The sequence below is a fragment of the Streptomyces sp. NPDC021225 genome, from assembly GCF_044332865.1.
Lineage (GTDB): Bacteria > Actinomycetota > Actinomycetes > Streptomycetales > Streptomycetaceae > Streptomyces.
In genome coordinates this window covers 319,183-339,797 of record NZ_JBIRPV010000002.1, presented here as the reverse complement: position 1 = coordinate 339,797, position 20,615 = coordinate 319,183, and the positions used below count along the sequence as shown (strand labels likewise).

The window sequence follows — 20,615 nt, the reverse complement described above, 5'->3', positions numbered from 1 at the left end:
ACATGCCTGTGCCCTGTGCCCCGTGTGGTGGGACGGGTCAGCCGGACGGGGTGGCGCCGGCGCTCTTCTTCAGCTCCAGCACCAGCTGGGGAGTGAGCGCGGCCCCGGCCCGGTTGGCGAACAGGGCCATCTCATAGGCGATATTGCCCAGCTTCGCCTCCTTCGAGGCCACCACGCCGAGCACGGCGCCGCTGCCGATGGCCGACACCAGCACATGGCCGCCCTCCAGGTCGATGATGACCTTGTTGAGGCCGCCGAGGCCGTAGTTGCCGGAGGCGCCCGCGGCGAGGCTGGTGATGCCGGACACGATCGCGGCGAGCCGCTCCGAGTCGGCCTGCTCGCGCAGTTGGGAGACAGCGATCAGCAGCCCGTCGGAGGACACCGCGATGGCGTCCACCACACCGGCGGTCTCGCCGGCGAACCGGTCGAGCAGCCAGGTGAAGTCGGCCGCGGCGGCCCGCAGATCGGTGGGTTCCGTCCGCTCCTCGGAACTGCCGTTATCTGTCGGCGTGGTCACTGCCCGACTCCTTTCTGGTGCTGTGGTGGTGGGACGGAGCCGGCTCCGTCGGGGTGGCGGCGCTGTCCTGCTCGGCCTTGCGTACGGCGGCCTCGAACTCGTCGAGTTCGGTACGGACCGCCTCGGCGTCGACGGGCCGGAGCTCGGCCGGGACGACCTGGGCCGCCGGGGTGGTCTTGGTGAGGGTCGCTCCCCGCACCCGCCTGCGCAGCGGCCGGGAGGACGGTGCGGAGAGAGGTGCGGCGGAGGTCGGCTGTGTGGCGTCGGCGGCGGCCCCGGGGGTCCGTTCCGTCGCCTTCCGGGTCGGGATGCGCCGGGGCAGCCCGCCCGGCCCCGACGGCGCGGCGGAGGCGGAGGTCCGCACGGGCTTGGTCAGCGGGTCCGGCCTGGCGGGGAGTTCCCACACGGTGCCGACCGCGGCGGCGTCCTTGCCCGCGCCCTCGCCCGCGGCCTTCCCCGCAACCACCGGCGTGTCCGTGGGCAATGCCGGGTCCAGCGGGCTGACGGTGAGCAGCAGCGGGGCCGGGATCCAGACGGTGCCGGTGACGCCGCCGCCGGGGGTGCGGCTCAACTCGACCCGTACGCCCCAGCGCCGGGCCAGGGTGCCGACCACGAACAGGCCGAGCACCTTGCTCGGTACGAGGTCGAGCCGCTCCCGGTGGACCAGCCGGGCGTTCTCCTCCGCGAGCCGCTCCGCGCTCATCCCGAGGCCGTGGTCGATGATCTCGATCAGCGCCCCGCCGGCCGAGGTGACGTCGGTACCGGGCCGGACGACCACCTCGACGGGGGTGTGGGACGGGGAGAACGAGACCGCGTTCTCCAGCAGTTCGGCGAGCATCAGCGTCAGGTCGCCGGTGATGTCGGGCGCGACCGTGATCTCCGTCTCGGACCGCAGGGACACCCGCTGGAATCCCTCGATCCGGCCGAGGCCGGCCCGGATGACGTTGGCGAGGGTGGTCGGCCGGGCCTCGACGTCGGCCTCCCGGATACCGGCCAGCAGCATCAGGCTGTCGGCGTTGCGCTGGAGGCGTACGGCGATGTGGTCGATGCGGTAGAGCCGCTCCAGGACCTCGGGGTCGGTCTCCTCGCGCTCGACGGAGTCGATCAGCATGAGCTGGCGCGAGGTCAGGTTGGAGACGCGGCGCCCGACGTTGCCGAACATCTCGGCCACGTTGCGCCGACTCAGAACCTGCCGCTCCAGCAGCGCCGCGGCGGTGACCTGCACCTGGTTGAAGGCCTCGGCCAGGTCGCCGATCTCGTCGCGGACCGGGACGGGGATCGGGTGCGGGCGCAGCGGGGCGCGCTCCGCCGACTCGTCGTACTCGACCCGGGCGAGCTCCTCGCCCGCCACGTCGACCACCTCCCGCGCGGCGCCGGTCAGCCGCTCCAGGGGGCGTACGACCGAGCGGCGGACCAGGACGGCGAAGGTCAGCCAGACGACGAAGCCGAGGAGGGCGAGCCCGAGCATGGCCAGCGCTTTCTCCAGGGCGTTCTTGGAGAGGCTGTCGGCCTGGTCGGCGATCTGCCCGATGAGCGACTGGGTGATGTCGAGACGCGCCTCGGCCTGCCGGGTTCCGGTGGCCATCACCTTGCGCAGCTGCTCGGGCGACTGGCCCTGAAGGGAGCTCGGATCGATCTGGAGCTCCGCGAACTGGTCGGCGATGCCGTTCTGCTCGGCGTTGCGCTCGATGCCGCCCAGGGCCAGGACCTGGGCCGGGGTGGCGATCCTGCTGAACCGTTCCGCCTGGTACGCGTACTCCGCGTGGGCACCGACCGCCCGGGTGTACTCGGTGAGGGCGTTGGCGTCCTGGGTCTGCGCGGAGAAGACCCCGCTCTCGAAGGCCGCGTGGGCGGCGTCGGCGCGCAGCGCCGCGTCGACCAGCCGGGTGACCGAGGACGACGAGGCGGCGGCGGAGGAGTGGTCGAGCCCGATGCCGTCGATCAGGTAGTCGACCGCGGAGGCGTACGCCGGGCTGATGTTGGAGGCCGAGAGCGAGCCCCGCTCGACCTTGTCGCGCAGCACGGACAGGCCCCCGACGTAGTCGAGCGCCTGCTCCTCCTCCTTCGGCAGGCCCGACCCGAACGCCGAACGCACGGCGGCGGCCTGCTCGTCGGTCCGGCGCTGCGCCTTGCGGTAGGCGTTGGTCGAGGGCAGGGCGGTGCCGGGCCGGAGGGCGTCGTGCTGCACGGACAGCAGCAGCGCCTGGCGGTGTTCGGCCTGGACGTCGTTGATCAGCGCCGCGACCCGCTCGCTGTCACGCACCTGGTCGGCAAGGCGCCCGGCGTCCTGAGCCTCGTTCACCTGGCCGGTGACGCCGATGGCCAGCAGCACGCCGACGACCGCGACGGGCACGATCACCAGGGCGTTGATCTTCCGCCGGAACGGCCATCGGTCGAGGAGGGCCCCGGCCCTCCGGCCGGACCGCGGCGTCGGCGGCGCGCTGTCGGACGAGTCGGACGAGTCGGCTTCCGGCGACGGGTCCACCGTGTCCACAGACACCCGGCCTCCTTTCAAGGGCTTCTGAGCGGTGACCGAGGTGTGGTTGGTGCAGACCGCCGACGTCCGGGGGAGCATGACGCTCTCAGCTCACGCGCGCGCACGACGGCACACGCCCGCGTGCGAGCGATGGAATCGCGCCACAGTCCGACCGGCGGTGAACACTACCGCTTGCAGGGAAGCGCGCAAGGCATAGGCGATTAAGACCAGGAAACATGGGCTTTCTGCGGCATTTGCCCACCGAAAAGCCGCGCTTGACGGCACTTTGAACACCCTTCACCGGACGTCCCGACGCCCGGGGGGCGGGTGACCCGTAACCTGTCTTCCCCCCACCCATACGCTGCTTTCCGCCACCTCGAAGTCGTAGCCCCCTCTTGCCCGCGAGGAGACCCGTGCACCCCACCCGCAAGGCGGTCGCGACCGCCGTCGCGCTCCTGGCCGTGGCCACCGCCGCCGGCTGCGACCCGGACTCCGACACCAGTGTGTCCGGATCGGGCTCCTCCAAGCCCGGCTGCCCCACCGTGCTCGCCAAGGCCAAGAAGGCCGTCGAGAAGGCCGAGGACGTGGACGCCCCCTGGACCGGACCCACCACCGGACCCAAGGCCGTGCGCGGCAAGACGATCGTCTTCATCGCCCACACCCTGGCCAACCCCGGCCCCGCCGGAGTCGCCCAAGGCGTCGAGGAGGCCGCCAAGGTCGTCGGCTGGCACTCCCGGACCATCAACGGCAAGGGCACCACCGCCGGCGTCAAGGCCGCCTTCGAGGAGGCCTTCCGGATCAAGGCGGACGGCATCGTCATCAGCGGCTTCGGCCCCGAGATCGTCCCCAAGGAGGTCCGGCGGGCCAACGCGGCCGGCATCCCGGTGATCGGCTGGCACGCCACCGTCGCCCCCGGCCCCAGCAAGGATCCGGAACTCTTCAGCAATGTGACGTCCAGGGTCGAGGACGTCGCGAAGATCAGCGCCGACTGGATCATCGCCCGGTCCAACGGCCGCGCGGGCGTGGTCGTGTTCACCGACACCACGTCCGACTTCCCCAGGAACAAGTCCGAGCTGATCAAGAAGGAGCTGGCCACCTGCTCCGACGTCAAGCTGCTTGACTACAGGAACATCCCCATCCCCGAGGCCAACAGCCGCTCCATCAAGGAGGTCTCCGCGCTGCTCAAGCGCTTCGGGGACCAGTGGACCTATTCCGTCGCCATCAACGACCTGTACTTCCGCCACGGCGCCCCCGCGCTGCGCGCCGCGGGGAAGGCCGGCGACGGCGCCCCGTTCAACATCGGCGCGGGTGACGGCGACCCGTCGGCCTTCGAGCGCGTGAACCGCAAGCAGTACCAGGCCGCGACGGTGCCCGAGCCGCTCTCCGAGCAGGGCTGGCAGATCGTCGACGAGTTCAACCGCGCCTTCTCGGGCCAGCCGGCCAGCGGATACGTCGCCCCCGTGCACATCACCACCGCCGCCAACAGCGGTGGCGCGCTGTCCTGGGACTCCGAGGGCTACCGCCAGGCGTACCGCAAGATCTGGGACCGCTGACCCCGCTGCGAGTGTCCCGGTTCAGCGCCTAGGCAGGCGCCGACCAGTCAACATCGCCGCCCGGTCCACCCCGGGGATCCCGATGATGGACGCCCCGGGGTCGGTCGGCCAGCAGACCGGACTGTTGAAGTTCTCTCCCCGATGAATCCGGGAGACTCTCCCCTGGATCGCTCCGGGGAGTTTGACAGGTCACGCCTGTCCGACGACGGCCCTTCCGGCCGCCGGAGCAAGTACGGGACTCGCTCGGGTTGTCGGGGACTTGGCTGTCGCCCCCGACCACGCACTGAGCGTATCAGATGCGTTACGGAGTGATGCGACGGCGTTTCGCACCGTGGACCCCGGCCGCCATGACGGCGACGCCGCGCTCGGCGCACAGCGGCAGCAACTCGGCCGGCCCCGAGTGGTCGAGCAGCGTGTACCGGCCGGCGAGCAGCACGCAGTCGGGCCCCGGAGGCGGGGCCTCCCGCAGGAAGCGGGCCGCGACGTCGGCGTGGTTGACCCCGAGCGAGAGCGCGCCGATGACGCCGTCGCGGCGCAGCTCGGCCAGGGCCCGGTATGCCTCGGTGACGGCCGTCGGGTAGTCCTCGTCGGGGTCGTGAATGTGGAGCACGTCGACCCGGTCGAGGCCGAGCCGGTCCAGGCTCTCCGCCGCCGAGCGCAGCACCGCCGGGTAGGTGTGGTCCAGGCGGGGCCCGACGCCCGGCGGAGGGTCGGCCCAGATGGGCTGGGTGTCGGGCCCGCCGGGCTCGATCAGCCGGCCCACCTTGGTGCACAGGACGTACTGCCCGCGCGGGCGCCGCGCGAGGGCAGCTCCGGCGTGCGCTTCCGAGCGCCCGTATCCGTAGACGGGAGCGGTGTCGTAGAGCCGTACGCCGAGCTCCCAGGCGCGGTCGACGGTGGCGGCGGCCTGCGCGGCGGGTACGGGGGCGAAGAGGCCGCCGATGGAGGCCAGCCCGAGCCCCAGGCGGCTCACCGACAGCCCGGTACGCCGCAGTCGCACCATGTCCCCCGCGTCCAACCCCGTCCCCCCGCCCCTGTCCGGCGGATCTCGACGCCTGCGGCTGCCCCGCGGCGGAGCCGCACATGGGTACAGCTCCCCCGGGGCTCCGCCCCAGACCCCGGGGGTCCAGGGGCAAAGCCCCTGCCATGCAGTGGAGCCCCGCGGGGCGGGGTGGGGAACGGCACCGATGTGCGGCTCCGCCGCGGGGGTGCTCACCCCCCGGACTCCCGGGGTCTGAGGGCGGAGCCCCAGTTGAGGGAAGGGGCGGGTAGGGGACAGAACCCGCCGAGGTCACTGGGGCGTGGCGCCGTAGCCGGCCATGGGCGAGGCGTAGGACGGGACCGTGGCGGCGAGTTGCACGCCGGGCGCCAGGCCCAGCGCGACCAGCGCGTCGGGCAGACCGCGGCCGGTGCGCGCCGCTTCCCAGGTGCCGGGGAGCGCCAGCGGGCGGCAGCTCGCGGCGATGATCTCGAACAGCCGCTGGACCCGGCCCGGTCCCCGGGGCGGCAAGTGGCCCCGGAAATCCTCGTGGTGAGCCAGGACGAGGGCCGCGAGCCCGGCGACATGGGCCGAGGCCGGGCCGGTGCCGTCCAGCGCCGCGTAGTCGCCGCGCGCCGAGCAGGACAGCACCGCCACACCGGGCGCGGCGGCGTCGACCTCGGGGCCGTACGCGCTGAACCGCGCCGCGAACAGGCCCTCCGGGGTCAGGGGCGGGCCCGCGTGGGTGGCCTGGGAGGTGTCGGGCGGGTACGAGCCGAAGGCGCCCAGCGCGCCGACGGTGAACACGGTGGGCAGCGAGCCCGGGAAGGCGACCGGCCCGCCGGAGTCGCCCGCCGGGGCGACGCAGGCGACGCCCGCGGCGTGGGCGTCGGCGAGCTTGCGCGCGACCAGCGCGGAGGAGTACGGGGTGGCCACCGCGATATGGGCGATGTCGACCTCGGTCTCGATGCAGTGGTCGAGCGCGGCGATCAGGTCGCTGAAGCGGCCGCCGGGCAGCACCCGGCAGGCCTCGATGCGGGCGTCGACGGCGATGCCGATGACGCCGGGGCCGGTGTCGGCGGCGGCGATCACGCCCGCCGCGTGGGTGCCGGTGCCGATGGCGTCGTGGGCCCAGCCCCGTTCCGTACCGCCGACCGGATCCACCCCGGAGCGCACCCGGTCCTTCAGATCGGGGTGTTCGGCGGCCACGCCGGAGCCGATGACCGCGACCTTCACGCCGAAACCGCGGAACGTGGGCGGCAGTCGGTCGAGCCGCATGGCCTGCTGGCCCCAGCCGTACTGCTGCCGCTCCTCAAGACCCGGGTATGCCTTGGTCAGCGGGGTGAGGGTGACCAGGTTCTCCTGGGTGGCGGACAGGTCGGGGCGGTGGATCCAGCGGTCGACATAGCCGCTCGCGGGGCGGACGTACAGGGCCTGGAGGGACTGCGCGGTCTCGGTGGCCAGCGCCAGCCGCGCCGTCCCGTCGGCGCCGGTGATGCCCTGGACCGGCCAGGACGCCCCGATGAGGAACACCCCGGCCCCGGCCAACGGCTCCTCGTCCGGGCCGCAGACCCGCAGCGTGACCTCCACGGGCGCGTCCAGCGGGGCGATGAGCCCCGGGTCGGCCAGCGGCATCAGCCCCGCCACCGGACCGGAGGCCGCCCCCGCGCCCGCGCCGTTCAGCGGAAGGTCGGGCTCCACATGAACGTGCACGGACCGCATCGACGGCACCTGCTCCTCGGCCGCCTCGACCACCGCGATCTCCGGGCAGCAGAGGGGCGGCGCCGCCTGGTCCGGCTTGCCCGAGGGCCGGAGCCGGCGCACCACCGCGACCTCCGGCATCCGGCCCAGCCGCTCGCACACCGTGTCCATGTCGAGCGCGGCCACGCCGGGCGGGAGCAGGTGCTGGGGCAGCGGCGTCACCAAGTACCGCTCGCGGCGCGGCCGCACCGCGACGGCGCGCCGCGTGCTCTTCTTGCGCGGCCCCTCCTCCTTGCCCGCGCGGGCGGGCTGGTTCGCGCTCCCGGATCCGCCGTCGCTGTCGTTCTCGGACCTGTTCTTGAGCATCACGTCCACCTTCACCACACCCACGTCGTCCTCGCGCTCCTGATCCGGCGACCGGGGGCCGCGCCCCCACGGTGATGCGGTGTGCTCGGGAACCGCTCCCGGCACACCGCACCGCGTCAACCCGGGCTGCGTCAGCCGATGCCGTACGGCTGCTGGCCCATCTGGCCGAAGCCGAAACCGGGCTGCTGGTACTGCTGGTACGGCTGCTGGCCGAATCCCTGCATGCCCATGCCCATGCCCGGTTGGCCCATCCCGGGCTGGCCCATGCCCATGCCCATCCCCGGCTGGCCCATGCCCGGCTGCATCCCCATGCCCTGCTGACCCATGCCCTGCTGGCCCATGCCCTGCTGGCCCATGCCGATGCCCTGCTGCTGGATCAGCGTCATGACCGCGATCGGCAGAGCCTGCTGCACGGCCTGCTCGACCGCCTGCCGGATCCCGCTGCGCAGCGAGTAGTGCAGCGCCATGGCCATGTAGGGGTGCGCGTGCTGCCCCATGCCCTGCTGGTTCATCTGCTGGAGCTGCTGGACGGTGTGCTGCATGCGCTGGGCGATCTGCTGACTCGCCTGCTGGCATGCCTGCTGCATCGCCTGCTGCACGATCTGGCCGAGCTGCTGCTGACCCATCTGGGGCCCTGTCTGTTGCAGGGGTTGGGCGCCAGTCATCACCGACATGGATCCTCCACACGACGACATAGACGAGGAAGGACACCGGGGCGACACGCCCCGCATGCCCTATTTGTTACATTTACGCTAAGTCGGTGTCCGGAGCGTGCGCAATCGGAGACGGTCCGTCAGCGGCGGTCAGCGCTCCAACGCGGCCAGCGCCGCGCGCACCTGGGGCAGCGCGTCCTCCCCCACCGGGCGCAGCACGACCGTCTCCGCGCCCGCGTCCCACAGGGCCCGGACCCGCTCGGCCGCGGTGGCGGCGTCGCCCGCCGCGAGGAACACCTCCTCGCGCGGGATACCGAGCCATTCGGAGTACTCGTCGCGTACGGGCGCGGAGGCCGTCGCCACGTGCTCGGGGTCGTCGGCCACACACAGATGGGTGAAGACGATCAGTTCATGCGGCCGGCCGGCGCCCGCGGCGGCGCGCCCCTTCGCGATATGGCCGAGCGCGGCGGCGATCGCGGCCGGCCCCTGGCCCTCGGCCATGACCGTGCCGTCGGCCGCGCGGCCGGACAGCTCCAGGGAGCGGGGGCGTACGACGCCCGAGACGATGCGCGGGGGCTCGGCGGGCGGGTGGACCAGCCGTACGCCGTCGATGTGCACGGTCCGGCCGTCGAGCGTGGCCGTCTCACCGCGCAGCAGGGTGCGCACCACCGTGATCGTCTCTTCGAGCAGGGCGAGCGGGGTCGGGGACGCGGCGCCGACCTGGGCCATCCACTCCGGCACGCCGTGCCCGACGCCCGCGATGAACCGGCCCGGGAACACCCGGGCCAGGTTGGCCAGCTCCATGGCCAGCAGCGCCGGGTTGCGCAGCGGGGCCGGGAGGATCCCGATCCCGACGCGCAGCCGCTCGGTCGCCGCCAGCGCGAGCGTCGCCGAGCCGATCGACCCGGTCCAGCCCAGGTCCTCGACGACCCACAGGTCGTCCGCCCCGTACTCCTCCACCGCCCGCGCGAACGCGGGCAGTTCCTCCGGCTTGCCGTCCCGGTCGAACATCACGCCGACGCGGGGGCGCGGCAAAGGCTCGCTGATCGTGGGGTCGTTGGTCACCATGTCGTTGTCGTTGGTCATCCGGCCAATTTGACATCCTCCGCCCCGTGAGCGGGGCGGAATCCCATCTCAGGCCGCGTGCGGCTGAGTGAGTGGTTGACGCTTCTTCGACCGGGTAACCCCGAAGTCTCCACGTCCTGACACCGCCTGCCCGGCGGCGTGATCGATGTTGCGTCCTGCGTTGGTGTCCGCGTTCGTCTCGTACCCACAGTCGGGGTTCTTGCAGACGAAGCGGGCCTGACTCTCCCGGCTGCCGGGAGTGATGAATCCGCAGACGGAGCATCGTCGGGAGGTGGTGGTCTTGTGCTGCCAGTCGACGGCCCTGCGCTTGGCTGTTGCGCGGAGCTGGGCGATCTGGTCGTACGTGCGGGTCAGACGCCTGGAGTTGGCCTCGCCGGGTTTGCGGGCGCGGCGCTTGCGCTCCTTGGACTTCTCCAGGCGGCGCAGACGTTCGGTCTCACCCTTCGACAGCCACGGGGCATGGTCGCGGAAGGTGCCGTCCGAGAGGGCGAGGGGCTTTGCGATGCCCCGGTCCATACCCACGGTGGGCCCGGGGTGGGGGTGCGGGCTCGGGTACCTCGCTCTGGACACGGAAGACGACATACCAGCCGTCGGCTTCCTTCACGAGCCGGGCCCCGGTGACCCGGTTCCCCTTGTCAGCGCGCTTGCCGACCGGAAGATCCTTGCTCCAGCGGAACAGGACGTGCCCGATCTTCGGCGCCCACATGCGACCCCACCGGCGGTTCAGACGCATGATCTGAAGATCGCGCCCCTGGGGGATGTCGACGGCCATGCGGGACCGGAAGCGGCCCTTGAAGTTCGGGGCGTCAGCGCGGCCGTCCCAGCAGTTCTTCCACGCCTGGAAATACGTCTTCAGCACGGCCTGAGCCGCCTGGGCCGGGAGAACGCCGAGCCAGGGAAGATCCTTACGCCCCTGGCGGATCGCCGCGTCTGCGGCGGCCAGGTTCCGGCGCTCCTTGGGGAGCATCGTCCACCAGTCGTGCACGACAGTGTTCACGCCCGAGATGCTGGAACGCTGCGAAGAGACCGCGCACGGCCATTTCTGGTCCCGTTCGTACTTCGCTGGAAGCTGTGGGGGCGCCGCCGGCCGTCGTACGCCAGTACATCGAGAACCAGCAACGCCCTGCATAACCCCCCGTCTGAAGGCGGGGGCACTGGCCAAGATCACTGGTAGGCGGCGTGGGCGGAGCGGGGGAACGTGATCCGCACCCGCGCCGGCCGCACCCTAACTCCCCCGCTACCGTGGCGGCATGGAGGGGATCGAACGGATGGACTGGGCCGAGCGCGTACGCACGCTGCGGCAGTGGTCGCAGAACGGGGAGCGGGCGCCGCACAAGCCGCTGCTCATGCTGTATGCACTGGGCCGGTTCCAGCAGGACGCGGGCGACGCGCTGCGGTTCACCGAGGTCGAGGCGGATCTCAAACGGCTGTTGGCGGAGTACGGACCCAGGCGCCCCACCAGCGCCGCGTATCCGTTCCACCACCTGGTGAACGACGGGGTGTGGGAGGTGCGGACCGACACGGGCGAGGGCAGCCCGGGCACGGCGCTGGGCGCGCTGCGCGCCAGCGGGGCGGCCGGGCGGCTCGCCCCCGGTCTGCGGGACGCGCTGACCACCGACCCCGCCCTGCTCGGCCGCCTCGCCCAACTCCTCCTCGACCAGCACTTCGCGCCCTCCCTCCACCCCGACCTCGCCGACGCCGTCGGGCTCGACCTGACCGCCGACGACGGAGCGCGCGGCAGCCGCCGGATCCGCCACGGGGCCGCCGAGATGCGGGAGCGGGTGCTGACGGCGTACGAACGCCGCTGTGCGTTCTGCGGCTACGACGGGGCGATCGAGGGCACGGGCGGTCGGGCGCGCGGCGAGGCGGGCGGTCGTACGCCGGTGGGCCTGGAGGCCGCGCATGTGCGGTGGTGGGCCTTCGCGGGACCTGACGACCTCTCCAACGGGCTGTGTCTGTGCTCCCTCCACCACAAGCTGTTCGACAAGGGCGTGCTGGGCCTCGACGGGAAGCGACGGATCCTGGTGTCGCGGCAGTTCACCGGCCGCAGCGAGGCCGCCCACGCGTATGTGCTGCGGCTGGGCGGGCAGCCGGTGCTCGGGCCGCGGGCGGGCAGCACGCCGGTCGCCGATGAGCACATCGACTGGCACATGGCGCAGGTCTTCCGCGGCGAGCCGCGGGTGGCGGCGCAGGGGTGAGCGGGCGACGGGCGGCGCCCGTCAATCCGTGATGCCCAGGTCCTCGCGCATCACCCGGCGCATCGCCGACAGCCTCGGCTCGGCCTCCTTGAGCTCGATCAGCGCCGCCGCGGCGGTCTCCCCCTCGCCCGGCAGGCCGCGGTCGATCCGCTTGGCCATGGCGTCGATCCCGGCGAGCACGGTGTTGAGCTCGCGGGACGCCGCCAGGACCCGCTCGGGGACGGTCATCTGCGCCTGGGCGTAGCAGTCCCGGTACTCGCGCCGGGCCTCCTCGAGCCCGGTGCGGTCCTCCTCCGTGTAGACGCCGTCCCTGATCCGGTGCAGGGCGTCCTTGAGCAGGGTGTGGAACTGGCGGGAGGCGCGGTTCATGGCGATGTAGGCGGTCCGGCGCTCCTCGAGGTGGCGCCGCCGGTCCTCGACGCGCGCCTCTTCGGCGCGCTGCCGGGCGGTCATGCGTTGCTGGAGCAAGGGGGCGAAGAGCGTGCCCAGAACGCCGACGACGGCGGTAAGCATCGCGGCTATGACGGCGGTCACCCGGCCGACCTTAGCCGACATCGCCGTCGCCACCGTCGCCACCCGAAAGCCGCAGCACTACAGTTTTCACCCATGGGACCAGCGTCATCGGAAGCGCGGGCCGACCGCGCCGACGACGTGCTCGCCCTGGCCCGCCTCGCCGCGGAACCGGAGTCCGTACGCGCCATCCTCGCCTGGCTCACCCGCCGCACCGGCGGCCTCGCCGCGCTGATCGGCCCCACGGGCACGGTCCTCGCCACACCGGACCCGGACCCGGGCCCGGACACGCTGGTCACCGCGGTTTCGGCCGCCGCCTCTGCCGCCGTCGAACTGCGCCGCCGCGGCGCGCCCTCCGCGGTGCTCGGCGGCGAGGGTGGCCGCGCCGTACACCTGGTCCGGCTCGGCCACGGCGACGCCGCGGGCGGGGACGAGCCGCCGTACCTCGCCGTCATCGGGCCCGATGACCCGCGCTGCGGGGTGCTGCTCGCCGACGCCGCCCGCACCCTCGCGCTGTGCTGGCGGCTGGAGGAGGCGGAGCGGGCCCGGCGGCGCGTCGAATCGGCCGAGGCGCACAGCCGCGAGGCGGCGCTGCATCTCCTCATGGTCGGCAGCGTGCCCGCCGCGCAACGGATCGCCGGGGCGCTGGGCCCGGCCCTGCCCGCCCTCGCCCGCGTATATGTGATCGAGTGTCCGGTCCGCCGGCGGCGGGAGATCGCGGCCCGAATCGACCGGGCGGCACGGGGCCGGGCGTGGATCGTGCCCTGCCCCGTGCGCTCCAACCACCTCATCGCGCTCGTACCGCCAGGCCCGAAGGGGGAAGGGGCGGGGGAAGGGGAACTGGAGAGGGAGCGCGCGGACGGGCTCGCCCGGCTGATCGTCCAGCGGGTCCCCGAGTGCCGGATCGGCACGAGCGCCGAGCACCCGCTGCGGGACACCGCGGCCGGCTACGAGCAGGCGATCCACGCCCTCGCCGTGGCCCGTGGCGCGCCCTTGCGGTACGCCGGTTTCGGCAGACACACCGACACCACGGCGCTCGTGAGCCCCGAGGGGCGGCTGTGGGCGCAGGAGTTGCTGGGGCCGTGCCTGCGGTACGTCCCGCCGCGCCGCGCCGACCCGGGGCCGCAGGAGTTGCTGGGCACGCTCGGTTCATGGCTCAGTTTCGGCGGCGCCGCCAACCGCCATCTCAAGATCCACCGCAATACGCTCGCCGCGCGCATCCGCCTCATCAGCGACCTGCTCGGCCTGGACATCGGCCGCAGTCTGGCCGGCCAGTCCACGGCCTGGCTCGCGCTGCGGCTGCACAGCGTGCCGCCCAGCACCGCCGAAACGCCGGCGCTCCCCGCCCCGGCCCGGGCATCGGCCCCGGCTTCGCTCGACGCCCTGCTGTCCTCCCCCGCGGCCGAGTTGTGGGCCCGTGCCCAGTTCGGCCCCCTCGACGAGGCCGGGCCCGCGGCCGTGCCCGAAACCGTACGGGCCTGGCTGCGCGCAGACGCCCGGCTGCCCGCAGCGGCCACCGCCCTCGGTATCTCGCTGCCCGGTGCGCGCAAGCGGCTGGCCAGGGCCGAAGAGGTGCTGGAGCGCTCGCTGTTGCGCGCGCCGAGCGCGAAGTACGAGCTGTGGCTGGCGCTGCGGGCGTCGGGCTCGCTCTGACCTGTGCCCGTTCGCCGTTCGAAGCGCAACCGCCGCACACCACGACTGTGCACAGTGTTCCTCGCCGCGCCCGCCGCCCCCGCCTAATGTCCTGGGCAAGCCCCTCATGCACAGAACAGGACCGCTGATGAGCCATCACCACGACTCCGAGCTCGCCCGCCAGGACCCGCGGCTCGACATCAGCGACACCTACCTGTTCCGCGGCACCACCGGCACCGTCTTCGTCGTCAACGTCAACCCGCTCTCGGGCGGCGGCGGCTTCCACGACGACGAGAGCCACTACGAGATCAAGATGGACACCGACGGCGACGCCGTCGAGGACATCACCTACCGCTTCACCTTCCAGCCCCCGGCCGCCGACGGCAGCCAGCGCTGGGAGCTGCGCCGCCTCGACGGCCCGGCCGCCCGCGACCGCTTCGCCGACGGCCCCGTGCTGCTCACCGGCGCCACCGGCACCACCGGCACCACCGGCGAGCCCGCGCGGACGCCCGACGGGCTGCGCGCGTGGGCGGGCGCGGCCGGGGATCCGTTCTGGATCGAGGGCACGGTCGTCACGGCCGTGAAGACCGCCATCGCGCAGGGCACGGCGCCCGATCTGACGGACTTCGACCCGGCCGACGCCACCAATCTCTTCGCGGGCACCGACGTCCAGGCGATCGTCCTGGAGGTGCCGGACGAAGCCCTCGGCGGCGCCGGAGCGGCCATCGGCTTCTGGGGCTCCACCGTGCTGGCCACCGACGCGGGCGGCTGGCGGCAGATCAACCGCTGTGCGAACCCGCTGCTCAACACGCTCTTCGACCTCGAAGACGCCGAGCAGCACATCGACTTCAACGCCACCGAGCCCGCCGAGGACCAGCGCCGCTACGGAGCCGGGATCCTGCGGGCCGCCGAGCGGGCCGCGGCGGCCGTGGGCGCGGTGCCCGACGCCGCGGCGCACGCCGCCCGCGTACGGGACCTGTTCCTCCCCGACGTGCTGCGCTACGAGGTGGGCAGCGAGGCGGCCTTCGCGGTCGACCGGCGCAACGGGCGCGGGCTGACCGACTGCGTACCGGAGGTGATGTTCGAACTGGTGCTCGGCGCGCCCGTCAAGCTGGGGCTGGACGCGAGCTCGGCCACGGGGGTGCCGGGCGACGTCTTCCCCTACCTGTCGGCGGCCGGGGCACGGCACTGACCGCCCTGCCCCGGCCGCCGCGGTAGCCGCGACAGCCCGGCCCGAAACTCGAACCACTCGCCTGAGAGCATCTCCGGTGTGTGCACGGTCACCGGCGAATTCGAGATCCATTTGACGGTCCGCCCTGTCACGGGGAGGGCGGACTCCCCCGTCGCGTACCGCGCGCTGGAGCGGTACGCGGCGGAGCGGGCCTGGAAGTTCGCGCATATCGTCCTCGACCGTGGCCGCGTGCCCTCCCAGCCGATGCTGACCCTGCGCGCCGACGGCACCCTGCCCGCGGCCCGCTCCGCCGCCGACGCGGCGGCGGCCGGGCTGGCCGGCGCGGGCTTCCCGGTCGTACGGACGAAGGTCGAGGCCGCGCCGTGGGCGGAGGGGGTGCCGGTGTCCGACGAGGACGGCCGGGCCCTCGGCCCGCGCTACTACTTCGAGCACCACATCAAGCTGCTCCTGGACACCGCCGGAGCACCGCCCGCCCTCGCCCGGCTCGCCGCCGCGCACACGGCCCACCTCTCCCGCAACGCCCGCCGGATACGAACCGACGGGCGCGCCGAGCGTTTCGTCACCCAGCGCTGCCGCCTGGTCGGCCGCGACACGGCGGGCCTCCGGCTTGAGGCGCTGGCCGCCGCCCTGCGCGCGGACGGCCGCGAAATCGTGTCGATGGAACGGGAATTCGTCGTGTATGACAGCGACGAGGGCCTGGACGCGGGCTGGATACCCGAGGAGGCGGCAGCGCAATGACAGAGACAGAGCCGACATCGTCGTCGTGGACCGCGTTCGGCTGGGGCCCGTGGCCGGAGGACGGCACCGTCCCCCAGGAGGAGCTGACCGAGGCGACCGCCGAGCAGATGCGGCTGCCGAAGTCGCTGCGGCCCGTCCTCGGCGAAGGCGTGCTTCAGCGCCCGGTGTTCGATCCCTCGATGGCCCACCACGCCCGGGCGATGCGGCCCGGCGAGCCGCAGTTCGAGAACGCGGAGGCCGGCCGCCGCTGGTACGCCGCCCGCCGCCGCGCCACCGACCTCGTCCTCGCCGCTGTCGCGGACTCGCCGTGGGCCGAGCACCTGGTGCTGCGCGGCAGCGTGCTGCTCAAGGCCTGGTACGGCGAGGCCGCGCGCGAACCCGGCGACCTGGACTTCGTCGTGGTCCCCGACTCGTGGCAGCTGGAGGACGAGCGTACGGACCGGATGCTCGACGGCATCGCGCGCGCCGCCGACCTCCGCGCCCGGCGCGCGGCCGGGCCGGTCCGCATCGACTCCCGGGGCGCGGTCAGCGACGAGATCTGGACGTACGACCGCGTCCCCGGCCGCCGCCTGGTCATCCCGTGGACGCCCGGCGAGGACGGGGTGCCACCGGGCACGGTCCAGCTCGACTTCGTCTTCAACGAGCCGCTGCCCGCGCCCTCCGCCCTCACCTCGATCCCCTACTGCACCGGCGCCGAGCCCCCGATCCGGCTCCACGCGGCGACGCCCGAGCTCTCCCTCGCCTGGAAGATCCTCTGGCTGATCACGGACATGCACCCCGAGGGCAAGGACCTGTACGACGCGGTCCTGCTGGCCGAGTCCACCGCGTTGGACTTCGCGCTGCTGCGCCATGTGTTCCAGGGCGTGGAGGGCGGGTACTACGAGCGGAATCCGGTGCTCCTGGAGTGGATCGGGAGCGTCGAGGCGAACTGGTTCGAGCTTCAGAAGGACTATCCGCACATCAAGGGCCGCCAGGGCGAGTACCGAGCCCGCCTTCTCAAAGCCCTCGCCCCCACCTTCGCCGCCCTCCACGACGACAGCGGTGAGTCCGCCGAGTACCTGGAGCGGGCGGCCTGGCTGGCCCAGTGGACGCGGGACTGCCGGAAGCTGCTGGCGGACTCCGGCATGGACGCGCTCCAGGAGTGCCTGGTCGATCGGTACATCCACGCGAAGAACGCCATCGTGATCACTCGCGAGCTGCTCGGCCGCGCCGACTGCGAGATCGTGGACGCGGCCGAGGCCGTGTACGCCTTCCGGTCGTTCAGCCGGAAGGCGCACCAGCTGAGCGAGACCCTCGGCGACCCGGTCGAGGCGTCACGGCAGCTGGCACCCCCGCAGTGACGTTGCGGTGAGTATGAGACAGCGACACGCCGTGGTGTCGGCGTGTCGCCGTCTCATACTCACCACACACGCGGGCCCGGCGGCTACGCCCCCAGGATCGTGGTCAGGAACTCCCCCGTCCACGCCAGCAGCTCCCGCCCGACCAGCGGCTTCCCGCCGATCCTGGCCGTCGCCGGCCGGGGCACCAGCACCTGCCTGGTCGCGGACTTGATCACCGACCGCGGATAGAGCCGCCCCAGCCGCAGCTCCTGCGACTCGCGCAGCTCGACCGGACCGAAGCGGATGTTGGAGCCCTGGAGCGTGATGTCGCCGACCCCGCAGGCCCGCGCCAGCAGCCGCAACCCCGCGACCAGCAGGAGGTTCTCCACCGGCTCGGGCAGCTTGCCGTAGCGGTCGGTCAGCTCCTCGCGGACGTGGCGGATGTCCTCCTCGTTCGACGCAGAGGCGATGGCCCGGTAGGCCTGGAGCCGCAGCCGCTCGCCCGGCGCGTAGTCGTGCGGGACATGCGCGTCGACCGGCAGCTCGATCTTGACCTCGAGCGGGGCCTCCTCCGGCTCCCCGCCGCCCGCCTCCAGCGAGGCGCGGTAGTCGGCGACGGCCTCGCCCACCATGCGCACGTAAAGGTCGAAGCCGACGCCCGCGATATGGCCGGACTGCTCGCCGCCGAGCAGATTGCCCGCGCCGCGGATCTCCAGGTCCTTCATCGCCACATACATGCCCGCGCCCATCTCGGTGTGCTGGGCGATGGTGGCCAGCCGCTCGTGGGCGGTCTCGGTCAGGGGCTTCTCGGGCGGGTACAGGAAGTACGCGTATCCGCGCTCGCGCCCGCGCCCGACGCGGCCGCGCAGCTGGTGCAGCTGGGAGAGGCCGAAGTTGTCGCCGCGCTCGACGATCAGCGTGTTGGCGTTGGAGATGTCGATCCCGGACTCGACGATCGTCGTCGAGACGAGTACGTCGAACTTCTTCTCCCAGAAGTCGACGACGACCTGCTCCAGCACGTTCTCCGCCATCTGGCCGTGGGCGGTGGCGATCCGCGCCTCGGGGACGATCTCGCGCAGCCGCGCCGCCGCCCGGTCGATGGACTCGACGCGGTTGTGGATGTAGAAGACCTGGCCCTCGCGCAGCAGCTCGCGCCGGATGGCCGCGCCGATCTGCTTCTGCTCGTACGGGCCCACGAAGGTGAGGACCGGGTGGCGCTCCTCCGGCGGGGTGGTGATCGTGGACATCTCGCGGATGCCGGTGACCGCCATCTCCAGGGTGCGCGGGATGGGGGTGGCGGACATGGTCAGCACGTCCACATTGGCCCGGAGCTTCTTCAGCTGCTCCTTGTGCTCGACGCCGAAGCGCTGCTCCTCGTCCACGATGACCAGGCCCAGGTCCTTGAACTTGGTCTCGGAGGAGAAGAGGCGGTGGGTGCCGATGACGATGTCGACCGAGCCGTCCCGCAGGCCCTCCAGGACCGCCTTCGCCTCGGTGTCGGTCTGGAACCGGGACAGCGCCTTGACGACGACCGGGAACTGCCCGTACCGCTCGCTGAAGGTGCCGAAGTGCTGCTGCACCAGCAGCGTGGTCGGCACCAGCACGGCGACCTGCTTGCCGTCCTGCACCGCCTTGAAGGCCGCCCGCACCGCGATCTCGGTCTTGCCGTAGCCGACGTCGCCGCAGATCAGCCGGTCCATGGGGACCGACTTCTCCATGTCCTCCTTGACCTCGCCGATGGTGGTCAGCTGGTCCGGGGTCTCCGCATACGGGAAGGCGTCCTCCAGCTCACGCTGCCAGGGGGTGTCGGCACCGAAGGCGTGGCCGGGCGCGGCCATGCGGGCCGAGTAGAGCTTGATCAGATCGGCCGCGATCTCCTTCACGGCCTTCTTCGCGCGCGCCTTGGTCTTGGTCCAGTCGGCGCCGCCCAGGCGGTGCAGGCTCGGGGCCTCGCCGCCCACGTACTTGGTGATCTGCTCCAGCTGGTCCGTCGGCACGAACAGCCGGTCGCCGGGCTGGCCGCGCTTGGCGGGCGCGTACTCGACGACCAGGTACTCGCGGGTTGCGCCCTGGACGGTGCGCTGCACCATCTCGATATAGCGGCCGACGCCGTGCTGCTCATGGACGATGAAGTCGCCCGCCTGGAGGGTCAGCGGGTCGATGGTCTTGCGGCGCCGGGCCGGCATCCGGGCCCCGTCCTTGCCCGCCGCCTTCTGCCCGGACAGATCGGTCTCGGTCAGCACGGCCAGCTTGAGCGCGGGGTCGATGAAGCCGTACTCGATCGAGCCGCAGGCCACATGCACCACGGACGGCTTGATCCCGGCGAGGTCGCCGTCCAGCCGCGCCGCGATCCCCTCGCCGCCCAGCACCTCGACGGTGCGGGAGGCCGGGCCGTGGGCCTCGGTCACGTACACCGTGTGCCAGCCGTCGGCCAGCCACCCCTTGGTGTCGGCGAGCGCGCGGGCGGTGTCGCCCCGGTAGCTCTCGGGGGCGCGCATGCCCAGCTTGAGGGTGTCTTCCTCGATGTCCTCGTCGGTGGCCGCGAAGGGGCTCACCGACCACCACATCATGCCCAGCTCACGGGCCCGGTCGCGGACGTCGGCGATGCTCCACAGCGAGGCGGCGCCCACGTCGATCGGCGCCTCGCCGCCACCGGCGGTGGCCGCCCAGGACGCCTGGAGAAACTCCTGGCTCGTCGCCACCAGATCCGCCGCTCTGGTCCGCACCCGCTCCGGGTCGCAGACCACGGCCATGCTGCCCGCCGGCAGCACGTCCAGCAGCAGCTCCATGTCGTCCACGAGCACAGGCGCGAGCGACTCCATGCCCTCGACCGCGATCCCCTCGGCGATCTTGCCCAGCAGCTCGCCCAGCTCCGGGTGGTCCTCGGCGAGCGCAGCGGCCCGCTCCCGCACCTCCTCGGTCAGCAGCAGCTCACGGCAGGGCGGGGCCCACAGCCCGTGCTCGGCGACCTCCAGGGATCTCTGGTCGGCGACCTTGAAGTAGCGGATCTCCTCGACGTCGTCGCCCCAGAACTCGATCCGGAGCGGATGCTCCTCGGTCGGCGGGAAGACATCCAGGATCCCGCCGCGCACCGCGAACTCGCCACGCTTCTCGACCAGCTCCACCCGCGAGTACGCGGCGGCCGCCAGCCCGTCGACAATCTCCCCCAGATCGGCGCTCTGCCCCGACCGCAGGCTCACAGGCTCCAGGTCGCCAAGCCCCTTGACCTGCGGCTGCAACACGGACCGCACCGGCGCGACCACCACCGACACGGGGCCTGCCGCCGGGTCGTCCTGGCTGGGGTGCGCCAGCCGCCGCAGCACCGCCAGCCGCCGGCCGACCGTGTCGGACCGCGGCGACAGCCGCTCGTGCGGCAGCGTCTCCCACGACGGGTACTCCACCACCCTGTCAGGCGGCAGCAGCGACCGCAGCGCCGCCGCCAGATCCTCGGCTTCCCGCCCCGTGGCCGTCACCGCCAGCACCGGCCGCCCGGCGGAGCGCGCCAGCGCGGCGACGGCGAAGGGTCGGGCGGCGGGCGGGCCGACCAGGTCGACATGGTGCCGCCCGCCGCCCGCGGCGGCCTCGACCGCCTCGGCGAGCGCGGGGTCCCGTACGACGGCGTCGAGCAGACCGGTAAGGCTCATAAGGGGCTATTCCATCCCGGAGGCGAACAACGCGAATGGCCCGACACGTCA

Annotated in this window: 15 protein-coding genes; 6 read left to right on the top strand and 9 right to left on the bottom strand. The window is 72.8% G+C overall.

Annotation, left to right across the window (positions count from 1 at the left end; all coding sequences use genetic code 11):
• Positions 1–37: 37 nt before the first annotated feature.
• Both ACH4S9_RS09635 and ACH4S9_RS09630 read right to left on the bottom strand, forming a co-directional pair.
• Positions 38–517: a roadblock/LC7 domain-containing protein gene (locus ACH4S9_RS09635; protein ID WP_311726279.1), complete on the bottom strand. Its 480-nt coding sequence runs from the start codon at positions 515–517 to the stop codon at positions 38–40.
• Positions 498–3,011: an ATP-binding protein gene (locus tag ACH4S9_RS09630; protein WP_398371808.1), complete on the bottom strand. Its 2,514-nt coding sequence runs from the start codon at positions 3,009–3,011 to the stop codon at positions 498–500. Before ACH4S9_RS09630 ends, ACH4S9_RS09635 begins: the two co-directional genes overlap by 20 nt.
• Positions 3,012–3,406: 395 nt before the next feature.
• Between ACH4S9_RS09630 and ACH4S9_RS09625 the strand changes: the two genes are divergently transcribed.
• Positions 3,407–4,546 (top strand): substrate-binding domain-containing protein, encoded by a 1,140-nt coding sequence (locus ACH4S9_RS09625; protein ID WP_311726281.1) that lies wholly within the window; start codon positions 3,407–3,409, stop codon positions 4,544–4,546.
• A gap of 301 nt (positions 4,547–4,847) precedes the next feature.
• On the opposite strand, the gene ACH4S9_RS09620 is transcribed toward ACH4S9_RS09625, so the two are convergent.
• The 5 genes from ACH4S9_RS09620 to ACH4S9_RS09600 form a co-directional block, all read right to left on the bottom strand.
• Positions 4,848–5,549: an aldo/keto reductase gene (locus ACH4S9_RS09620; protein WP_398370944.1), complete on the bottom strand. Its 702-nt coding sequence runs from the start codon at positions 5,547–5,549 to the stop codon at positions 4,848–4,850.
• Positions 5,550–5,837: 288 nt separating this feature from the next.
• On the bottom strand, positions 5,838–7,616 hold the full coding sequence (locus ACH4S9_RS09615) for a S8 family serine peptidase (protein ID WP_398370942.1): 1,779 nt from the start codon (positions 7,614–7,616) through the stop codon (positions 5,838–5,840).
• 107 nt (positions 7,617–7,723) lie between these two features.
• Positions 7,724–8,266: a hypothetical protein gene (locus ACH4S9_RS09610; protein WP_398370940.1), complete on the bottom strand. Its 543-nt coding sequence runs from the start codon at positions 8,264–8,266 to the stop codon at positions 7,724–7,726.
• Between the two features lie 129 nt (positions 8,267–8,395).
• The gene (locus ACH4S9_RS09605; RefSeq protein WP_398371806.1) at positions 8,396–9,280 is read right to left on the bottom strand and encodes an LLM class flavin-dependent oxidoreductase; all 885 of its coding nucleotides are present in this window, start codon (positions 9,278–9,280) and stop codon (positions 8,396–8,398) included.
• Between the two features lie 99 nt (positions 9,281–9,379).
• Complete coding sequence (locus ACH4S9_RS09600) at positions 9,380–9,901, bottom strand: zinc ribbon domain-containing protein (RefSeq protein ID WP_398370938.1); 522 nt, start codon at positions 9,899–9,901, stop codon at positions 9,380–9,382.
• A gap of 698 nt (positions 9,902–10,599) precedes the next feature.
• Here ACH4S9_RS09600 and ACH4S9_RS09595 point away from each other — a divergent pair.
• Positions 10,600–11,529, top strand: a complete 930-nt coding sequence (locus tag ACH4S9_RS09595) for a phosphorothioated DNA-binding restriction endonuclease (RefSeq protein WP_398371804.1) — start codon at positions 10,600–10,602, stop codon at positions 11,527–11,529.
• A gap of 21 nt (positions 11,530–11,550) precedes the next feature.
• On the opposite strand, the gene ACH4S9_RS09590 is transcribed toward ACH4S9_RS09595, so the two are convergent.
• Positions 11,551–12,063: a hypothetical protein gene (locus ACH4S9_RS09590; protein ID WP_043486944.1), complete on the bottom strand. Its 513-nt coding sequence runs from the start codon at positions 12,061–12,063 to the stop codon at positions 11,551–11,553.
• A gap of 72 nt (positions 12,064–12,135) precedes the next feature.
• Between ACH4S9_RS09590 and ACH4S9_RS09585 the strand changes: the two genes are divergently transcribed.
• The 4 genes from ACH4S9_RS09585 (at position 12,136) to ACH4S9_RS09570 (ending at position 16,941) form a co-directional block, all read left to right on the top strand.
• Complete coding sequence (locus ACH4S9_RS09585) at positions 12,136–13,692, top strand: helix-turn-helix domain-containing protein (RefSeq protein ID WP_398370936.1); 1,557 nt, start codon at positions 12,136–12,138, stop codon at positions 13,690–13,692.
• Between the two features lie 127 nt (positions 13,693–13,819).
• Positions 13,820–14,863: a DUF4331 family protein gene (locus tag ACH4S9_RS09580; RefSeq protein ID WP_398370934.1), complete on the top strand. Its 1,044-nt coding sequence runs from the start codon at positions 13,820–13,822 to the stop codon at positions 14,861–14,863.
• A gap of 78 nt (positions 14,864–14,941) precedes the next feature.
• Positions 14,942–15,601 (top strand): hypothetical protein, encoded by a 660-nt coding sequence (locus ACH4S9_RS09575; RefSeq protein WP_385340606.1) that lies wholly within the window; start codon positions 14,942–14,944, stop codon positions 15,599–15,601.
• Positions 15,598–16,941 carry a nucleotidyl transferase AbiEii/AbiGii toxin family protein gene (locus ACH4S9_RS09570; protein WP_398370932.1) on the top strand — a complete coding sequence of 448 codons (1,344 nt, stop codon included), beginning with the start codon at positions 15,598–15,600 and terminating at the stop codon, positions 16,939–16,941. Before ACH4S9_RS09575 ends, ACH4S9_RS09570 begins: the two co-directional genes overlap by 4 nt.
• Before the next feature lie 83 nt (positions 16,942–17,024).
• Here the strand turns inward: ACH4S9_RS09570 and mfd are convergent, their stop codons facing one another.
• The gene (mfd, locus tag ACH4S9_RS09565; RefSeq protein ID WP_398370930.1) at positions 17,025–20,564 is read right to left on the bottom strand and encodes a transcription-repair coupling factor; all 3,540 of its coding nucleotides are present in this window, start codon (positions 20,562–20,564) and stop codon (positions 17,025–17,027) included.
• Positions 20,565–20,615 lie beyond the last annotated feature (51 nt).

Coding starts and splice junctions, on each gene's coding strand:
- ACH4S9_RS09595 (WP_398371804.1), top strand. CDS start 10,600: ATGGACTGGGCCGAGCGCGTACGCACGCTGCGGCAGTGGTCGCAGAAC.
- ACH4S9_RS09620 (WP_398370944.1), bottom strand. CDS start 5,549: ATGGTGCGACTGCGGCGTACCGGGCTGTCGGTGAGCCGCCTGGGGCTC.
- ACH4S9_RS09585 (WP_398370936.1), top strand. CDS start 12,136: ATGGGACCAGCGTCATCGGAAGCGCGGGCCGACCGCGCCGACGACGTG.
- ACH4S9_RS09570 (WP_398370932.1), top strand. CDS start 15,598: ATGACAGAGACAGAGCCGACATCGTCGTCGTGGACCGCGTTCGGCTGG.
- ACH4S9_RS09610 (WP_398370940.1), bottom strand. CDS start 8,266: ATGTCGGTGATGACTGGCGCCCAACCCCTGCAACAGACAGGGCCCCAG.
- ACH4S9_RS09580 (WP_398370934.1), top strand. CDS start 13,820: ATGAGCCATCACCACGACTCCGAGCTCGCCCGCCAGGACCCGCGGCTC.
- mfd (WP_398370930.1), bottom strand. CDS start 20,564: ATGAGCCTTACCGGTCTGCTCGACGCCGTCGTACGGGACCCCGCGCTC.